A 15698-nucleotide genomic window follows, 5' to 3' on the forward strand; every position below is an offset into this window, starting at 1 on the left:
CCTCAGGGCCACTTCACCATGGGCGGCATCGAGCTGAGGATCGAGTCGACGTTGCCGCCGGTCTTCAGGCCGAAGGTGGTGCCGCGGTCGTAGAGCAGGTTGAACTCGACGTAGCGGCCGCGGCGGACGAGTTGCTCCTCGCGCTCTTCCGGCGTCCAGGGCTCGACCATGCGGCCGGCGACGATGCGGGAATAGACGTCGAGGAAGGTCGTGCCGACGTCGCGGGTGAAGGCGAAGTCGACGTCCGGATCGCCGCTGTTGTGGTGGTCGTAGAAGATGCCGCCGGTGCCGCGCGGTTCGTTGCGGTGGGCCAGCCAGAAATACTCGTCGCACCAGGCCTTGAAGCGGGCGTGCCAGTCCGGGTGATGGGCGTCGCAGGCGGTCTTCAGGGCGGCGTGGAAGGCGACCGTGTCGGGCGCGTCGTCGCGGCGATCGACGTCGAGCACCGGGGTCAGGTCGGCGCCGCCGCCGAACCAGCTCTTTGTGGTGGCGATGAAGCGGGTGTTCATGTGCACCGCCGGGATGCGCGGGCTGACCGGGTGGGCGATCAGGCTGATGCCGGTGGCGTAGAAGCGGGGGTCCTGGTCCGCGCCGGGGACCGAACGGGCGTAGTCTTCCGGGAAGGTTCCGTGGACGGTGGAGACGTGGACGCCGACCTTCTCGAACAGGCGGCCGTGCATCATGCCCATGACCCCGCCGCCGCCTTCCTTGCGCTCCCAGGGGGTGCGGACGAAACGGCCGGGTTCGCCCGGGAAGAGGTCGGACGGAGCCTGATCCTCCAGCGCCTCGAAGGCGGCGTGGATGCGGTCGCGCAGGCTTTCAAACCAGGCGCGGGCTTCGGCTTTCCGGGAGGCGAGGGGATCGGCGTCGGACATGGTCGCGCTTGAACCATGTCCGGCCGCCCGCGTCATCTCCCTGCGACGCCGGGCCGCCCCCTAGAAGGCGACCTCGAGGAAGACGCCGGGGCCGCTGAACTCGTAGTCCGCGCCGCCGGTCCAGTCGTCCTTGGTGATGTCGACGTCATAGGAGACGAAGCGGTAGAACACGCCGGCGCCGACGTGGTCCGTGAAGCGGTAGCTGGCCGAAATCTGCGCATTGGTGACGCCGCCGTCGTAGTCGCCGACCTCGAGCGACATGTAGTCGACGCGCCCGTTGACCGTGACCTTCGGCGCGACCTGCCAGTTGGCGAACAGGCCGACCGTCGGCAGGGGAGCGAGGAAGTCCTTCTGTCGCCGCGTCGCGGTGCCGCCTACGCCACCCACGCTGGCTTCGCCGACCAGCTCGGTCTCGAAATCAGTGGCATGCAAGCCAAGGGCGGCGCCCGCCTCCCAGGTGTCATTCTGGATGAAGGCGTAGCCGAGGGTCAGCCGGTAGATGTCGGTGTCCATCGAACTGCTGAGGCTGACAGAGGCCGGGTAGGTGACATCGTCGAAGACGATGTCCCGCGACAGCGTCCGCGTCGCCGAGCGGTCGAGCTTGTAGTAGTCCAGGCCGATTATCAGACGGCGCATGGCCCGGAAGCCGCCACTGAAGGAAGGCAGGACCTCGTTCTCGTCGAGGCCCAGATCGGTCTCGAAGTCGATTTCGGTGCCAAGGCTGGTGTTGCCGACGGAGGTGACGCGCGCATGGCTGTCGACGGAGGCCCAGTAGCCTGCGCCCTGGATCCACCAGCGGTCGTTGAGCGATTGCGCCTGAGCCTGCGGCGCGACCGCCAGCCCGACGAAGACGCCCGCGGCGCCAAGGATCAAACCCGTCCGAACGCGCATGCGACCAGCCTCCACCATCCCTCTTCCGGTGCATCAAGGATATGCCGCGCCCCCCTTGCGGGTATCAGGTGAAACCCTCAGCCGACGTAGCTTGCTCGCCCGCTGCGGCAGTCCGGGAACACCGGCGTTTCGTGGAAATGCGCCGAAGGGTTTGACCTGCTGATGCGGTCTGCCACTGTCCCGCTTTCCTCGCCCGGGAGTGCGCCATGTTCCGATCCGCCTTGATGACCGCCGCCGCCCTCAGCCTGATGGCCGTTCCGGCGATCGCGCAGGACAGCGCAGGAGAGGTTCAGGCGCGGCGGATCCTGGAGCGGACGCCGCTGATCGACGGGCACAACGACCTGCCCTGGGCGCTGCGGGAAGGGCACGCCAGCGACCCGTACGCGGTCGACCTGACGACCAACCTCGACGCCACGACCGAGCTGCATACGGACATTCCGCGTCTGCGCGCCGGGGGCGTGGGCGGCCAGTTCTGGTCGGTCTATGTGCCCGCGACGCTGTCGCCGACCGACGCGGCGCGTGAGACCTTCGAACAGATCGACATGGTCCGGCGCATCGTCGCCGCCCATCCGGAGACGTTCGAACTGGCGACCACGGCCGACGACATCGTGCGCATCCATCGCCGCGGAAGGATCGCCAGCCTGATAGGGATCGAGGGCGGCTATTCGATCGACGACTCCCTGGGCCTGCTGCGCGAGTTCCATCAGGCCGGCGTGCGCTACATGACGCTGACCCACTCGAAGACCACGACCTGGGCCGACAGCGCCACTGACGCTCCGAAGTTCGGCGGCCTGTCGCCCTTCGGCGAGGACGTGGTGCGTGAGATGAACCGGCTGGGGATGATGGTCGATCTGAGCCACGTCTCGGAAGAGACCATGCTGGACGCCATGCGGGTGTCGGAAGCGCCGGTGATCTTTTCGCACTCGTCCGCGCGGGCGGTGACAGGCCATTCGCGCAACGTGCCCGACAGCGTGCTGCGGATGATGCCGGAGGACGGCGGGGTGGTGATGGTCACCTTCGTGCCGGGCTTCGTAAGCGAGACCGTGCGGACCTGGAACGCGGCCCGGGCGGCGGAGGAGACGCGGCTGACCGCGCTGAACCCGGGCGCGCCGAAGGTGGTGTCGGACGGCGTGGGCGCATGGATGGACGCCAATCCGATCCCGCACGCCACGATCGCCGACGTGGTCGCGCACATCCAGCACGTCCGTGACGTGGCGGGGGTCGATCACGTGGGTCTGGGCGGAGACTTCGACGGCGTCGACGCCCTGCCGGACGGCATCGAGGGCGTGGACGCCTATCCGGCCATTCTGGCCGCCCTGATCGCCAACGGCTGGACCGAGGCGGACATCCGCAAGCTGGCCGGAGAGAACGTGCTGCGGGTCATGCGCGCCGTCGAGGCCGTGGCCGCGAGCAAGCGCGGCGAGCGCCCCAGCCTGGCGCAGATCGCCCCGGCCGGCGCGCCGGAGTAGGTCAGGCTTCCAGCGCCTGATACGCCGGCCGCATCCAGCGGTCGGCAAGGGCCCGGACTTCGGGCGAGGCGGCGTCCCGTTTGGCGGCGCCGTCAGCCTGGAACGGGGCGTCGCCCTGCTTGGGGTTCACGGCGGACGCAGCCCTGAGCGCCTCGACCTCTCCCGCTGTCGGCGTCAGGCCGAAATGCCGCGCCACGATGGTCCAGGCCGCGCCGGGCAGGGCGGTGTAGTTCAGCGCCAGGCCGCGGGCCGGATCATGGTGATCCAGTCCCGCCTGATAGATCGCGCCGAGCACGCGGGCGGCGTACGCCTGCGGATCGCGCGCATCGGCGTCGGCGAGGCCGAAATGCGCCGGCGGCAGGAAGCCGGGAACGGTGTGGACGCCGCGCCGGGTCAGGGCGCTGACCAGCACCTCGACCGGATCGCGGTGCAGAAACACCCAGGGGACCTCAGGGAAGGCGGCGCGGACGAGCGGCAGGTGCAGGGTGTTCCAGGCGTCGAACTTGATGAACAGCCGGTTCTGACCCGGCGTTCGCGGCTGGCCGAGCGCTGAAACGATGGCCCGGAGCAGGGAGATCTGGCGATCGCGGCCGAGGCGGTCGCCGGCGCGGATGATGGAATCGACGGGCCCCGGCTCGGACAGGACCAGGGCGTGGTCCAGGCTTCCGAGGAGCCGGGCCAGGAGGGTCGAGCCGCAGCGCGAGACGTGGAAGACGAAGCCGGTGGGCGGGATGCCCGGGCTGTCCGCGGCCCAGGCCTCGAGCTCGGCCAGGCTGGTGCGGCGGCGGAACAGGACGTTCGCCGGGCGGCGCGTCAGCAGGGCGTAGGTGTCGTCGAGGAAGGGTTCGTCGAAGCGGGGCAGGTCGCAGTGCAGCCACTCGACGGTCGAGGCCTCGACGTCGGCGTCGTTCCAGAAGATGCGGCCCGGCAGCCAGTCGCGAAGGGTCACGCCATCCACCGGTCGTTCCAGCGGCGCCGCTCGCGGGCGGAGGCCTCGGCGACCTCGCGACCTGTGAAGAGGAAGCCGTGCTCGGCGCCGAGGCGGATGGTCTCTTCGGCGAACAGGTCGCGGTCAGCGATGTCGCGCAGGACGGCGTGGAGGTCGGGTCGGGCGTCGACCAGCAAGCGGAACCGTTCCAGCGCAGCCGTGGCCGCATCCGGATTCAGGTCGGCCGGGGGCGTGTGACGGAAGGGATCGGGGGCATCGAAGGGGATGAGGTCGCGCAGCCAGTCATTCACCGTGGCGTCGATGACCAGGTGGATGCGATCCGTCGCGCCCGCGTTGACGACCCGATGCGGCTGGCTGAGGTCCAGGTACCAGGTCTCGCCCTCGGCCATGTCGACCCGGCGGTTGCGAACGTGGAAGGCGACGTACGGGTTGGTGCGGACGGGCACATGGATACGGACGTCGCCGTGCCGGTGGTCGAGGTCGTAGTCGCGATGCTCGCGGATCACGGCGCCCGGGCCGAGCCGGAGCAGGCGGACCGCCTGCAGCGGACAGCGGAAGGCCGCCATCACCGCGCGGAAGGCCGGGCAGATCGCCAGCAGGGGCTTGTCCTCCACGTCCGCGCCGTTGGGATACAGGCCGTCGCCCCACGCCGGGCCGCGAAGCACCAGACCGCTCCAGTCGCCGTCGTAGGATCCGCGGTTGAAGTGGGGCAGCCAGCCCTCGGCCGACAGGACCGCGAGATCCGCCTGCAGCGCGACCGGGTCGAAGGCGAAGGGCAGGCGGAGCCGATCGATCATCTGTGGACAGTGCAGCTTGACCGTACGCACGTCCAGCCGGGCGATCAGCCCTCCGGCGCGATCTGTCGCAGGGCTTCCCAGACCGCGATCCCGGCGCTGACCGAGAGGTTCAGCGACCGCGCGTCAGCCCGGATCGGGATCACAACGCGGGCGTCGGCCGCCTCATGCACGTATTCGGGTGCGCCCGTGGGCTCGCTGCCGAACAGGAGGGTGTCGTCGGGATGGAAGCGGAATTGGGTCAATGGTGTCGCACCCCGGGTGGTGAACAGCACCAGCCGACCGGTGTTCCGCGACGCCTGAAACGCGTCCCAGTCGGCGTGCCGCGTCATGTGCCCGAGAGGCCCATAGTCCAGCGCGGCGCGCTTCATGGCCCGGTCGTCGAAACGGAAGCCGGTGGGTTCGATCACGTGCAGTTCGACGCCGAAGCAGGCGCTCAGCCTGATGCAGGCGCCTACGTTCTGCGGAATGGCTGGTTGAAAAAGGGCGAGACGCATTCTAAGGCCCTCATACGCGCGGCCTGGAGGCTTGTCGCGGCCTGTTTTGCGACCGTTTCGCAAGAAGCGTCAGCAGCTTGCGGTCAACAGCCGCAGTGAAAGGCCGGGACAGGATGTCCGGGGTTTTCGCTAGAGCATTCATACCGATCAGCCGCGCTCCACCCCGGGCGCGGAATGCGGTGTACGAGGAGTGAGACGTGACCGAATCGGTCGTGACTGAAGGCGGCGACGCCACCCGCCGGGATTTCATCCATATCGCGGCCGGTGCGGCCGCGGTGGGCGCCGGCGCAATGGTCGTCTGGCCGCTGATCAACCAGATGAACCCCGCCGCTGACACCCTGGCCCTGGCGTCGATCGAGTTCGACATGACCAAGGTCCAGGAAGGCCAGCAGGTCGTCATCAAATGGCAGGGCAAGCCGGTGTTCGTGCGTTACCGCACCCCGGCCGAGCTGCAGCGCGTGATCGCCGACGACCACGCTCATGACCTCAAGGAACCGCAAAGCGACGCGGACCGCACCAAGCCGGGCCACCAGCAGTTCCTGGTCGTGCTGGGCAACTGCACGCACCTGGGCTGCATCCCGACCTTCGGTTCGGGCGATTTCGGCGGCTGGTTCTGCCCCTGCCACGGTTCGCACTACGACGCGTCGGGCCGTATCCGTAAGGGCCCGGCTCCGCTGAACCTGGTCGTGCCGACCTACGACTTCGTGTCCGACACGCGCATCAAGATCGGCTGAGGACGGACGAAGAGACAATGAGCGATCACGAATCCACCTACGTCCCCAAGACCGGCGTCGAGAAGTGGCTCGACAGCCGCCTTCCGATCGTCCGCTTCGGCGCCGACTACATGTCGCTGCCGACGCCGAAGAACCTGAACTACTGGTGGACCTTCGGGGGCATCCTCGCCCTCTGCCTGGTCACCCAGATCGCCACCGGCATCGTGCTGGCGATGCACTATGTGCCGAACACCGAACTGGCCTTCGCCTCGGTCGAACGCATCATGCGTGACGTCAACAGCGGCGACCTGATCCGCTACACCCACGCCAACGGGGCCTCGATGTTCTTCGTCGCGGTCTACCTGCACATGCTGCGGGGGCTGTACTACGGCTCGTACAAAGCGCCGCGCGAGATGATCTGGATCGTCGGTTGCGTGATCTTCTTCCTGATGATCGCCACCGCCTTCCTCGGCTACGTGCTGCCGTGGGGCCAGATGTCCTACTGGGGCGCCGAGGTGATCACCAACCTGATCGGGGCCATCCCCCTGATCGGCGAGCCGATCCTGATCTGGCTGCGTGGCGGCCCGGCGATCGACAACGCGACGCTGAACCGCTTCTTCTCGCTGCACTACCTGCTGCCGTTCGTCATCGCCGGCTGCGTGGTTCTGCACCTGTGGGCCCTGCACCATGCCGGTCAGGGCAACCCGGTCGGCATTCTGATCCCGAAGGATCGGGAGAAGAAGGACATGGTTCCGTTCCACCCGTACTTCACGGTCAAGGACGGCTTCGCGGTCATCCTGTTCCTGATCCTGTTCGCGCTGTTCGTCTTCTTCATGCCGAACGCCCTGGGTCACGCCGACAACTACATCCCGGCCAACCCGCTGCAGACCCCGGCGCACATCGTGCCCGAGTGGTACATGCTGCCCTTCTACGCGATCCTGCGCGCCATCCCGGACAAGTTCGGCGGCGTGGTGGCGATGTTCGGCTCCATCGGCGTGCTGTTCATCCTGCCGTGGCTGGACACGTCGAAGGTGCGCTCGATGCGCTACCGCCCGACGATGCGGACCTTCTTCATCATCTTCGTGCTGGTGGGCATGGGCCTCGGCTGGTGCGGCGCGCAGCTGCCGGACGCTCCGGTGGTCGGCTCGTTCAAGACCTTCATCCTGATCGACGGCGACCTGAACAGCTACCTGTGGCTGACCCGCCTGTTCACCGCCTACTACTTCGCCTTCTTCCTGATCATCCTGCCGGTGGTCGGCCTGAAGGAGACGCCGCTGGCCATCCCGGCGACCATCTCCGAGCCGGTTCTGTCGGGCGGCGACGCCATGACCGCAGCCGCTGCGGCCTCGGCCGAGAAGAAGGGCTGATCGCGACCATGACCCTCAAGACTTCGATGCACTCCATGAAGAAGACCCTGGTCCTGATCGCCGCCGCGGCCGGCCTTTCGCTGGCCGCCGGTCCCGCCCTCGCTTCGGGCGGCGGGCACGCCCTGCGCGACGGCGGCTTCTCGTTCGAAGGGCCGTTCGGCACCTTCGATCAGGGCCAGCTGCAGCGCGGCTACAAGGTCTACCGTGAGGTCTGCTCGGCCTGCCACAGCATGAACCTCATGCATTTCCGCACCCTGGCCGAGCCGGGCGGTCCCTTCTTCGACGCGCACCAGGCCAACCCGGCCGAGAACCGCTTCGTGAAGGCGCTGGCCAAGGAAATCCAGGTTCCGGATATCGACACGGAAACCGGCGAGCCGGTGATGCGCGACGCCACGCCGGCCGACCGCTTCCCGAACCCGTATCCGAACGCCACGGCTGCGGCCGCGGCGAACGGCGGCGCGGCTCCGCCGGATCTGTCGGTGATGGCCAAGGCCCGTCACGGCGGCGCCAACTACATCTACTCGCTGCTGACCGGCTACCATGCGCCGCCGGCCGAGCTGACCATCCGCCCGGGCCAGAACTACAACGTCTATATGGCGGGCGATCTGACCCCGTTCTGGAAGGGCGACGCGGCCCACGTGCCGGCCGGCGGCTTCATCGCCATGCCGAACCCGCTGCGCGCCGGCCAGGTCACCTATGACGACGGCACCGAGGCTTCGGTCGACCAGATGTCCAAGGACGTGGCCGCCTACATCGCCTGGGCGTCCGATCCCAAGCAGGTGCAGCGCAAGCAGGCCGGCGTCGGCGTGATGATCTTCCTGCTGCTGTTCGCGGGCATCACCTACATGAGCTACCGCCGGATCTGGAAGGGCGTGGCGCACTAACGCCCTGATCCGATTGACGGAACGACAGACCCGCCGGAGCCCCGCTCCGGCGGGTTTTTCGTGCCCGGTGCGGACGGAATCCGGCGTTAGACCGGATCGAATCGACAGCCCGGAACCGGCGCCCTAACGTCCCGGCCTCCTGTCCAAGGTCGAGGGTGTCTCCGTCCATGCGTCTGACTGTTTCCGCCGCCGCGCTCATCGCCGGCGCCCTGCTTTCGGCGACCGCCGCCGCCGCTGAAGGCCCGGTCGCCTTCGACACCGCGAAGCTGTCGGAGCACGTGCGCGTGCTGGCTAGCGACGAGTTCCAGGGCCGCGGCATCGCCACGCCGGCCGAGGACATGGTCATCGGCTATCTGAGCGAGCAGTACGCCGCCGCCGGCTTCCAGCCGGGCGGTCCGAACGGCGCCTGGACCCAGGACGTGACGCTGAACCGCTTCACCGCCTCGAACGTGCAGGCGGGCCTGAGGGTCGGCGGCGAGTCGATCCCGCTGAACCAGGGCGAACAGATCGTCATCTCGACCCGCCTGCCGGGCAGCCACGTCGACCTGGCCGACAAGCCGCTGGTGTTCGTCGGCTACGGCATCGACGCGCCGGAGCGTAACTGGGACGACTTCAAGGACGTCGACGTCCGCGGCAAGATCATCGTCGTGCTGGTCAATGACGCCGACTTCGAGGATGCGTCGCTGAACACCTTCAACGGCCGGGCCATGACCTACTACGGTCGCTGGACGTACAAGTATGAGGAAGCCGCCCGGAAGGGCGCGGCGGGCGTTCTGATCGTCCACGAATCCGCACCGGCGTCGTATGGCTGGGGCACGGTCCAGAACAGCTGGCAGGCGCCGCAGTTCGACATCGTCCGCGAGAACCCGGCCGCCGAACGCACCGCCGTCGAGGCGTGGATCCAGCGCGACGTCGCCGTGGACCTGTTCCGCCGCTCGGGCCTCGATTTCGAAGCCCTGAAGGCCCAGGCCCGCAGCCGCGACTTCCGCCCTGTCGAACTGACCGGCGCGACCTTCAGCGCCTCGTACGATCTGGCCACCAGTCAGGTCACGACGCATAACGTCATCGCCCGCCTGCCGGGCTCGACCCATCCGGACGAGACCATCCTGTACACCGGCCACTGGGATCACATCGGCGTCGGCGCGCCGGATGCGAACGGCGACGCCATCTTCAACGGCGCCGTCGACAACGCGACCGGCACGTCCGGCCTGCTGGAGCTGGCTCGCGTCTACGGCGCCGGCCCGCGCCCCGAGCGCTCGATCGTCATGATCAGCTTCACCGGTGAAGAGAGCGGCCTGCTGGGGTCGGAATTCTACGCCGCCAACCCGGTCTATCCGCTGGAGACGACGGTCGCCGGCTTCAACATCGACGCTATGAACGTCTATGGCCGCGTGTCGGCGGTGGACATCATCGGTCACGGCCAGTCGGAGCTGGACGAGCTGGTCACCGCGGTGACCGAGTCCCAGGGCCGCGTCGCCCGTCCGGAAGCCAACCCGGCCGGCGGCAGCTATTTCCGGTCGGACCACTTCCCGCTGGCAAAGCGCGGCGTGCCGATGGCCTACGTCGACGGCGGCGGCGACTTCCGCGACGAGCCGATCGCCGCCCGCAACGCCGCGCGCGACGACTACACCGGCCACCGCTACCACCAGGCCGACGACGAATGGTCGGCCGACTGGGACCTGCGCGGTCAGGTCGAGGATCTGCAGGTGATCTACGAGGTCGGCTCGGAACTGGCGAACAGCCGCGACTGGCCGGGCTGGAAGGACGGCTCGGAGTTCGGTCCGGCCCGTGCGGCGAGCGCCAACGCGCGGCAGTAGGCGAGGCTTCTCCCTCCCCGTACGGGGAGGGATGTCGGCGCGCAGCGACGACAGGGTGGGGGCGGCTGCGGCAACGCACGCCGCCCTTGTCAATTGTGGCCCTCCCCACCCGTCTGTCGCTTCGCGACAGCCACCCTCCCCAGAAGGGGAGGGAGAATCTTGCCCCGACATGACCAAAACTTAACGGGCGGTCCCCCGGGGCCGCCGTACAGTGCGCGCCATCAGATCGGGGATGGAGCCTCTCATATGTTTCGCAAACTGACGGGCGGTGTCGCCCTTGCCGCCGTGCTGCTGGCCGCGGGCGCCGCGAACGCCCAGAATTTCTCGGCCGAGCGCATCAGCAACGACATCCGCACCATCAGCGCCGATGAGTTTCAGGGCCGCTATCCGGGCACCGACGGCGAGCGCATGACGCTGGCGTGGCTGCAGGCGCAGTACGAGCAGATGGGCCTGCAACCCGGCGGCCCGAACGGCCAGTGGCTGCAGCCGGTCGAGCTGAAGCGCTTCACCCCGGTCGCCGGCGCGACCGCCAGTTGGACCGGCCCCGACGGGACCGTGCATCCGCTGACGGTCGGGACCGACATGACGCTGCGCGCCATCACCAATGACGGGAAGGCCTCGATCCGCGATGCGGGCGTGGTCTTCGTCGGCCACGGCATCTATGCGCCCGAGCGGAACTGGGACGACTACGGCGACGTCGACGTGCGCGGCAAGGTCGTGGTCGTGGTACCGGGCGAGCCCGACGGCCCGGTGTTCAACGGCGACTATTCCACCAACTACGAGTCCGGCGAGTACAAGGCCGACGAGGCCTTCCGCCGCGGCGCGGTGGGCATCATCACCCTGGTGGCCCAGCCGGCGTCGTCGCAGGCCTGGCAGGGCGTGCTGCGCAACGCGGGCCGTCGGCGCACCATGACGCCGGGCGCCGCGAACCTGGAGTTCTCGGGTGCGATCAATCACGACGCGGCGGCGGCCTGGGCGGCTGCGGCCGGTCTGGACATCGGCGCGCTGCCGAACATCGGCAGCGGGACCTTCAAGGCTGTCGAACTGGATGGCGTGCGCCTTTCGGTCGACGTCAGCGAGACCATCGACACCCTGGTGACCCACAACCTGCTGGCCCGCATTCCGGGCGCCGAGCGTCCGGAAGAGACGATCATCTATTCGGCGCACTGGGATCACGTCGGCGGCGAGGGCCAGCATCCGGACGCGCAGGGCGCCGACAAGATCTGGAACGGCGCCTGGGACAACGCCTCGGGCACCGCGGCGGTCGTTGAGATGGCGCGCCAGATCAGCCAGGCCGGCCCGCCGGAACGCTCGATCGTGTTCGCCCACATGGCGGCCGAGGAAATGGGCCTGATGGGCGCTTACGGTTACGCCGCCAACCCGGTGTGGCCGCTGGAGACCACGGTCGCCGACATCAACATCGACATGCTGCCGCTGTCGGGTCCGACGCGAGACATCCCGATCTTCGGCAAGGGCCAGAACGACCTCGAGGATCGTCTGGAGCTGCTGGCGCAGCCGCTGGGCCGCTACGTGTCCGACGACCACATGCCGGAAGAGGGCTTCTACTACCGCTCGGACCACTTCCCGTTCGCCCGCATGGGCGTGCCGGCGATCATGCCGTGGCATGGCTGGGACTGGGTGGACGGTGGCCGTGAAGCCGGCGAAGCGGCCTGGCGCGCCAAGTTCAAGGCCGACTACCACCAGCCGTCGGACGAATGGTCGGCGGACTGGGACCTGACCTCGGCGACCGAGAACCTGGCGCTGCTGTATCACCTGGGTCTGGACCTCGCGAACAGCGAGGACTGGCCGGGCTGGAAGCCGACGTCGGAGTTCGCCCAGGTGCGCGCCCGCTCGGACGCCGACCGTCAACAGGACCGCCCGTGACCCTGAGCATCCGCCCCTTCACCGCTGACGGCTCGCCGCCGGCCGAGGGGGCGTATGCGCAGGCCGCGGAAGTCAGCGGGGCGACCCGCTGGCTGTACCTGTCGGGCCAGATTCCGGTCGCGCCCGACGGCTCGCTGGCGGCGGATTTCACCGGCCAGTGCGACCAGGTCTGGGACAATGTCGAAACGCAGCTGAAGGCCGCGGGCATGACCCTGGACAACCTGGTGAAGGTCACGACCTTCCTGTCCGACCGGAAGTACGCGCTGGAGAACCGCGAGGTCCGCATCCGCCGGCTGGGCGGACGGCAGACGGCGCTGACGGTGATCGTCACCGGCATTTTCGACGAGGCCTGGCTGGTCGAGATCGAGGCCGTGGCGGCGGCCTGATCGGGTTCCTCCCCCTGCGGGGGAGGAACGGACGGAATGTCGCCTTGCCGGGTACGGCCAAGCACCGCACTGTCACCGTATGAGCCGCTGGTCGCCGCAGCCCGCCCCCGATGAACCTGACGGTCTGATCCTGTTCGACGGGGTGTGCGTGTTCTGCTCGCGCTGGGTGCAGTTCGTGCTGCGCCTCGACCGGGATGCGCGGTTCCGGTTTCTGCCGATCCAGTCGGAGAAGGGGCGGGCCCTGGCCGTCCGCTACGGCATCGATCCGGACATGCCCGAGACCAACGCCGTGATTTCCGGCGGCCGGATTTTCTTCAAGTCCGACGCCGCGCTGACGGTGCTGGGGCAGCTGGTCGAGACGGCGCCGTTGGCGGGGCTGAAGGTCGTGCCGAGGAGCTGGCGTGACCCGATCTACGACCTGATCGCGCGCAATCGCTATCGCATCTTCGGGCGCACCGACGCCTGCATGGTTCCCTCAGAGGCGGACCGGGCGCGGTTCGTCGCGTGACGCGGGTTCTGGTGATCGGGGCGGGCGGGGTGTTCGGCTCGCGCCTGGTCGAAGGCCTGCTGCGGGACGGCTTCGATGTCGTCGTCGCCGGTCGGGACCGCGCGCGGGCCGAGGGCGTGGCGGACTGGTACGGGTACGAGCTTCCGGAAGGACGGGTCGGTTTCGCGGTGCTGGACACCGCCACCCTGACCGCCGCCGATCTGAAGGCGACGGGCGCGACGATCGTCGCCGACATGGCCGGGCCGTTTCAGGGCGCACAGCCGACGACGGCGCGGGCGGCCATCGAGGCCGGGCTGCACTATGTCGATCTGGCCGACGGTCGCGATTTCGTGGCGGCCTTTCCGGCGCTGGACGAGGCGGCGAAGGCGGCGGGCGTGGTCGCCCTGACCGGCTGCAGTTCGACGCCGGCGTTGTCGAACGCGGTGCTGGACCAGCTGACGGAAGGCTGGCGCGAAGTGGTCTCGGTCGAGGCGGCGATCTCGCCCGGGGCGCGGGCGCCGCGCGGTCTGTCGGTGATGCAGGCCATTCTGTCGTGGCTGGGGCGTCCGGTGCGGGTGTTCGAGGACGGCGGCTGGACGACGCGGCCGGGCTGGAGCGGGCTGTATCTGCGGGATTTCGGCGTGGCCGGACGGCGGCGCGTATCCTTGTGCGAGACGCCCGATCTGGACGTCTTCCCCGCCCGTTTCGCGCCGCGGGACCGGGCGATGTTCCTGGCCGGACTGGAGCCGTGGCCGGCGCATCTGGGGGCGTGGGTTCTGGGGCGGCTAGTGCAGGCCTTCCGGTTCGATCCGGTCGCGCTGGCGAAGCCGCTGATCGCGATGTCGGAGTGGCTGTCGGCCCTGGGGTCGGACCGCGGGGCGATGCGGGTGGCGTCGCTCGGCGTGGACGCCGACGGGCGGGCGGTCCGGGGCGTCTGGCGGCTGACCGCGGTGGAGGGGCAGGGGCCGGTGACGCCGACCCTGCCGACGCTGGCGGCGATCCGGAGCATCGATGCCGGGCGGATCGCGCCTGGCGCGCGCGCCTGCGTCGGAGTGCTGGCGCTGGAGGAGATCACCGTCGACATGGCGGGGCTTGGCCTGGCGACGGAGAGCGTGACGGACCGGGGCGCGATCTTCGCTCGCGCCATCGGGCCGGCGTTCGACGCGCTGCCGCCGCCCATCCGGGCGCTGCATGAGACGCCGGGACGGTCGCTGTGGCGGGGCAGGGCGATGACGGAAGGGGCGGCCGGGCCGCTGGCGGCGATCATCGCGCGGATCATCGGCTTCCCGACCGCGCAGGCCGACTGTGCCGCCGAGGTGTCGATCGATGCGGACGGGGATCGGTCGGAGTGGCGACGCCGGATCGGCGGGCACGCATTCTCCAGCGTGCTGTCGCATCCGCGCGAAGGCGGGCGGGTGCGCGAGCGGTTCGGCGCGACGGCGATGGATCTGCGGCTGACGCCGGAAGGCGAGCGGCTGGTCTATTCCGTGGAGGGCTGGCGGCTGGGACCGATCCCGCTGCCGCGCTTTCTGGCCCCCTCAACCCGGGCCCACGAACAGATCGACGCCGAAGACCGGTTCGTCTTCGACGTCGAAATATCCATGCCGCTGATCGGGCGGCTGGTGCGGTATCGCGGCTGGCTGGTCCGCGAGGTTTAGTGCGTCGGAGCGACCGTGGCGCGGGCGATCAGGTCGCGCGCCCGGGCGATGGCGGCTTCCGTGGTCAGGGTCCCGGCCTGGACTTCCTCGGCCCAGTCCATCAGCGGCTTGCCGGTGACGGCGCCGCGGTTGGCTTCCTCTTCCAGATACAGACCGCCCGAGGCGACGATGCGCTCGTCCCAGGCGGCGCGGACGCCGGCCCAGTAGTCCTTGGTGGCGGCCCAGTAGTCGTCGCCCGGCTTGGGATCGTAGTTGTCGACCTTGCGGTAGGTGTTGACCACGTCTTCCTGGACGATGGCGACGGGTTCGCCTTCATCGCCCTGGGCCGGGCCCATCTTCATATTGTCCTGGATGTGCACCCAGCCGACCGGGGTCAGGGCGTGGCGGTTGGAGCCCAGGTAGCGGTCGTAGGGCACGTCGCGGATGGCGTCGCGGCGTGCCAGCGGACGCCAGGTCGCGCCCGAGGTCCACTCGGCCATGTCATGCTCGTAACTCCAGTGGCCGACGCCGCCGTAGCGGGGCGAATCGTCGGTCTGCCAGACGGTCTGCGACCAGGCGCCGCGACGCTCGTCGGCCGGGACCGGGGTCAGGGTCCACTGGTTCGGACCGGCGTAGGTCAGGACGGTTTCGGGCTCGTAGACCCAGTCCTGGCGCCAGTGCTTGATGATGAAGTGGTTCCCCATGTCATCATCCATGACGAGGATGTGCTGCAGGCTGATGCGATTGCCGTCGTCGTAGACGACGCGGACGATCTCATCGCCGGCCGACAGCTTCTCTTCCAGCGGCTCGTAGCCTTCGCGGAAGCTGACGTTTTCGCGCATGTCGAAGCGCACGCGCCATTGGCCGGCCTGGGCGAGAATCGACTGGCGATCCCGCTCGAACTGGCCGGCCGGAGCCTGGGTGGTCGAAACGGTCGGCGTCGTGTCGGCGAACGCCGGAGCCGCGACCGCGAGCGCGGCCGCAAGGATGGTGGAGATCATAAGAGGGCGGCGCATGGTGCGGCTCCGTACAAATGCGAGTCAGTCGC

15 protein-coding genes are annotated in these 15698 nt (G+C 69.0%); 9 read left to right on the forward strand and 6 right to left on the reverse strand.

Going from position 1 to position 15698, the window contains the following annotated elements; translation table 11 throughout:
* Positions 1-2: 2 nt before the first annotated feature.
* Both hemF and GGR12_RS05735 read right to left on the reverse strand, forming a co-directional pair.
* Positions 3-875 (reverse strand): oxygen-dependent coproporphyrinogen oxidase, encoded by an 873-nt coding sequence (gene hemF / locus GGR12_RS05730; protein WP_183203388.1) that lies wholly within the window; start codon positions 873-875, stop codon positions 3-5.
* A 60-nt stretch (positions 876-935) separates the two neighbouring features.
* Positions 936-1766 carry an outer membrane beta-barrel protein gene (locus GGR12_RS05735; RefSeq protein ID WP_183203389.1) on the reverse strand — a complete coding sequence of 277 codons (831 nt, stop codon included), beginning with the start codon at positions 1764-1766 and terminating at the stop codon, positions 936-938.
* 206 nt (positions 1767-1972) lie between these two features.
* Between GGR12_RS05735 and GGR12_RS05740 the strand changes: the two genes are divergently transcribed.
* The gene (locus tag GGR12_RS05740) at positions 1973-3235 is read left to right on the forward strand and encodes a dipeptidase (RefSeq protein WP_183203390.1); all 1263 of its coding nucleotides are present in this window, start codon (positions 1973-1975) and stop codon (positions 3233-3235) included.
* Position 3236: 1 nt separating this feature from the next.
* Here the strand turns inward: GGR12_RS05740 and GGR12_RS05745 are convergent, their stop codons facing one another.
* From GGR12_RS05745 to GGR12_RS05755, 3 genes are read right to left on the reverse strand one after another with little or no spacing between them, the layout of a single operon-like run.
* A complete protein-coding gene (locus GGR12_RS05745; RefSeq protein WP_183203391.1) occupies positions 3237-4184 on the reverse strand; it encodes a sulfotransferase family protein in 948 nt (315 codons plus the stop codon).
* Complete coding sequence (locus tag GGR12_RS05750) at positions 4181-4981, reverse strand: aspartyl/asparaginyl beta-hydroxylase domain-containing protein (protein WP_183203392.1); 801 nt, start codon at positions 4979-4981, stop codon at positions 4181-4183. Before GGR12_RS05750 ends, GGR12_RS05745 begins: the two co-directional genes overlap by 4 nt.
* A 44-nt stretch (positions 4982-5025) precedes the next feature.
* A complete protein-coding gene (locus GGR12_RS05755) occupies positions 5026-5475 on the reverse strand; it encodes a tRNA (cytidine(34)-2'-O)-methyltransferase (protein WP_183203393.1) in 450 nt (149 codons plus the stop codon).
* Between the two features lie 197 nt (positions 5476-5672).
* Between GGR12_RS05755 and petA the strand changes: the two genes are divergently transcribed.
* The 8 genes from petA to GGR12_RS05795 all read left to right on the forward strand — a co-directional run bounded on the left by petA (position 5673) and on the right by GGR12_RS05795 (position 14671).
* On the forward strand, positions 5673-6209 hold the full coding sequence (petA, locus tag GGR12_RS05760) for a ubiquinol-cytochrome c reductase iron-sulfur subunit (protein ID WP_183203394.1): 537 nt from the start codon (positions 5673-5675) through the stop codon (positions 6207-6209).
* A 17-nt stretch (positions 6210-6226) separates the two neighbouring features.
* Positions 6227-7555 carry a cytochrome b gene (locus GGR12_RS05765; protein WP_183203395.1) on the forward strand — a complete coding sequence of 443 codons (1329 nt, stop codon included), beginning with the start codon at positions 6227-6229 and terminating at the stop codon, positions 7553-7555.
* An 8-nt stretch (positions 7556-7563) separates the two neighbouring features.
* Complete coding sequence (locus tag GGR12_RS05770; protein WP_425486207.1) at positions 7564-8439, forward strand: cytochrome c1; 876 nt, start codon at positions 7564-7566, stop codon at positions 8437-8439.
* Between the two features lie 167 nt (positions 8440-8606).
* Entirely contained in the window at positions 8607-10256 is a 1650-nt protein-coding gene (locus GGR12_RS05775) for a M28 family metallopeptidase (protein WP_183203396.1), read from the forward strand.
* A 246-nt stretch (positions 10257-10502) separates the two neighbouring features.
* Positions 10503-12140, forward strand: coding sequence for a M28 family peptidase (locus GGR12_RS05780; RefSeq protein WP_183203397.1), 1638 nt, complete (start codon positions 10503-10505; stop codon positions 12138-12140).
* Positions 12137-12526, forward strand: a complete 390-nt coding sequence (locus GGR12_RS05785; protein ID WP_343053108.1) for a RidA family protein — start codon at positions 12137-12139, stop codon at positions 12524-12526. The genes GGR12_RS05780 and GGR12_RS05785 overlap by 4 nt, the downstream gene beginning before the upstream one ends.
* 79 nt (positions 12527-12605) lie before the next feature.
* Entirely contained in the window at positions 12606-13034 is a 429-nt protein-coding gene (locus GGR12_RS05790) for a thiol-disulfide oxidoreductase DCC family protein (RefSeq protein ID WP_183203398.1), read from the forward strand.
* On the forward strand, positions 13031-14671 hold the full coding sequence (locus GGR12_RS05795) for a DUF4166 domain-containing protein (RefSeq protein WP_221212206.1): 1641 nt from the start codon (positions 13031-13033) through the stop codon (positions 14669-14671). The genes GGR12_RS05790 and GGR12_RS05795 overlap by 4 nt, the downstream gene beginning before the upstream one ends.
* On the opposite strand, the gene GGR12_RS05800 is transcribed toward GGR12_RS05795, so the two are convergent.
* A complete protein-coding gene (locus GGR12_RS05800; protein ID WP_246328737.1) occupies positions 14668-15666 on the reverse strand; it encodes a DUF6607 family protein in 999 nt (332 codons plus the stop codon). The genes GGR12_RS05795 and GGR12_RS05800 overlap by 4 nt on opposite strands.
* Positions 15667-15698: the final 32 nt, after the last annotated feature.

The sequence above is a fragment of the Brevundimonas lenta genome, from assembly GCF_014196335.1.
Classification (GTDB): domain Bacteria; phylum Pseudomonadota; class Alphaproteobacteria; order Caulobacterales; family Caulobacteraceae; genus Brevundimonas; species Brevundimonas lenta.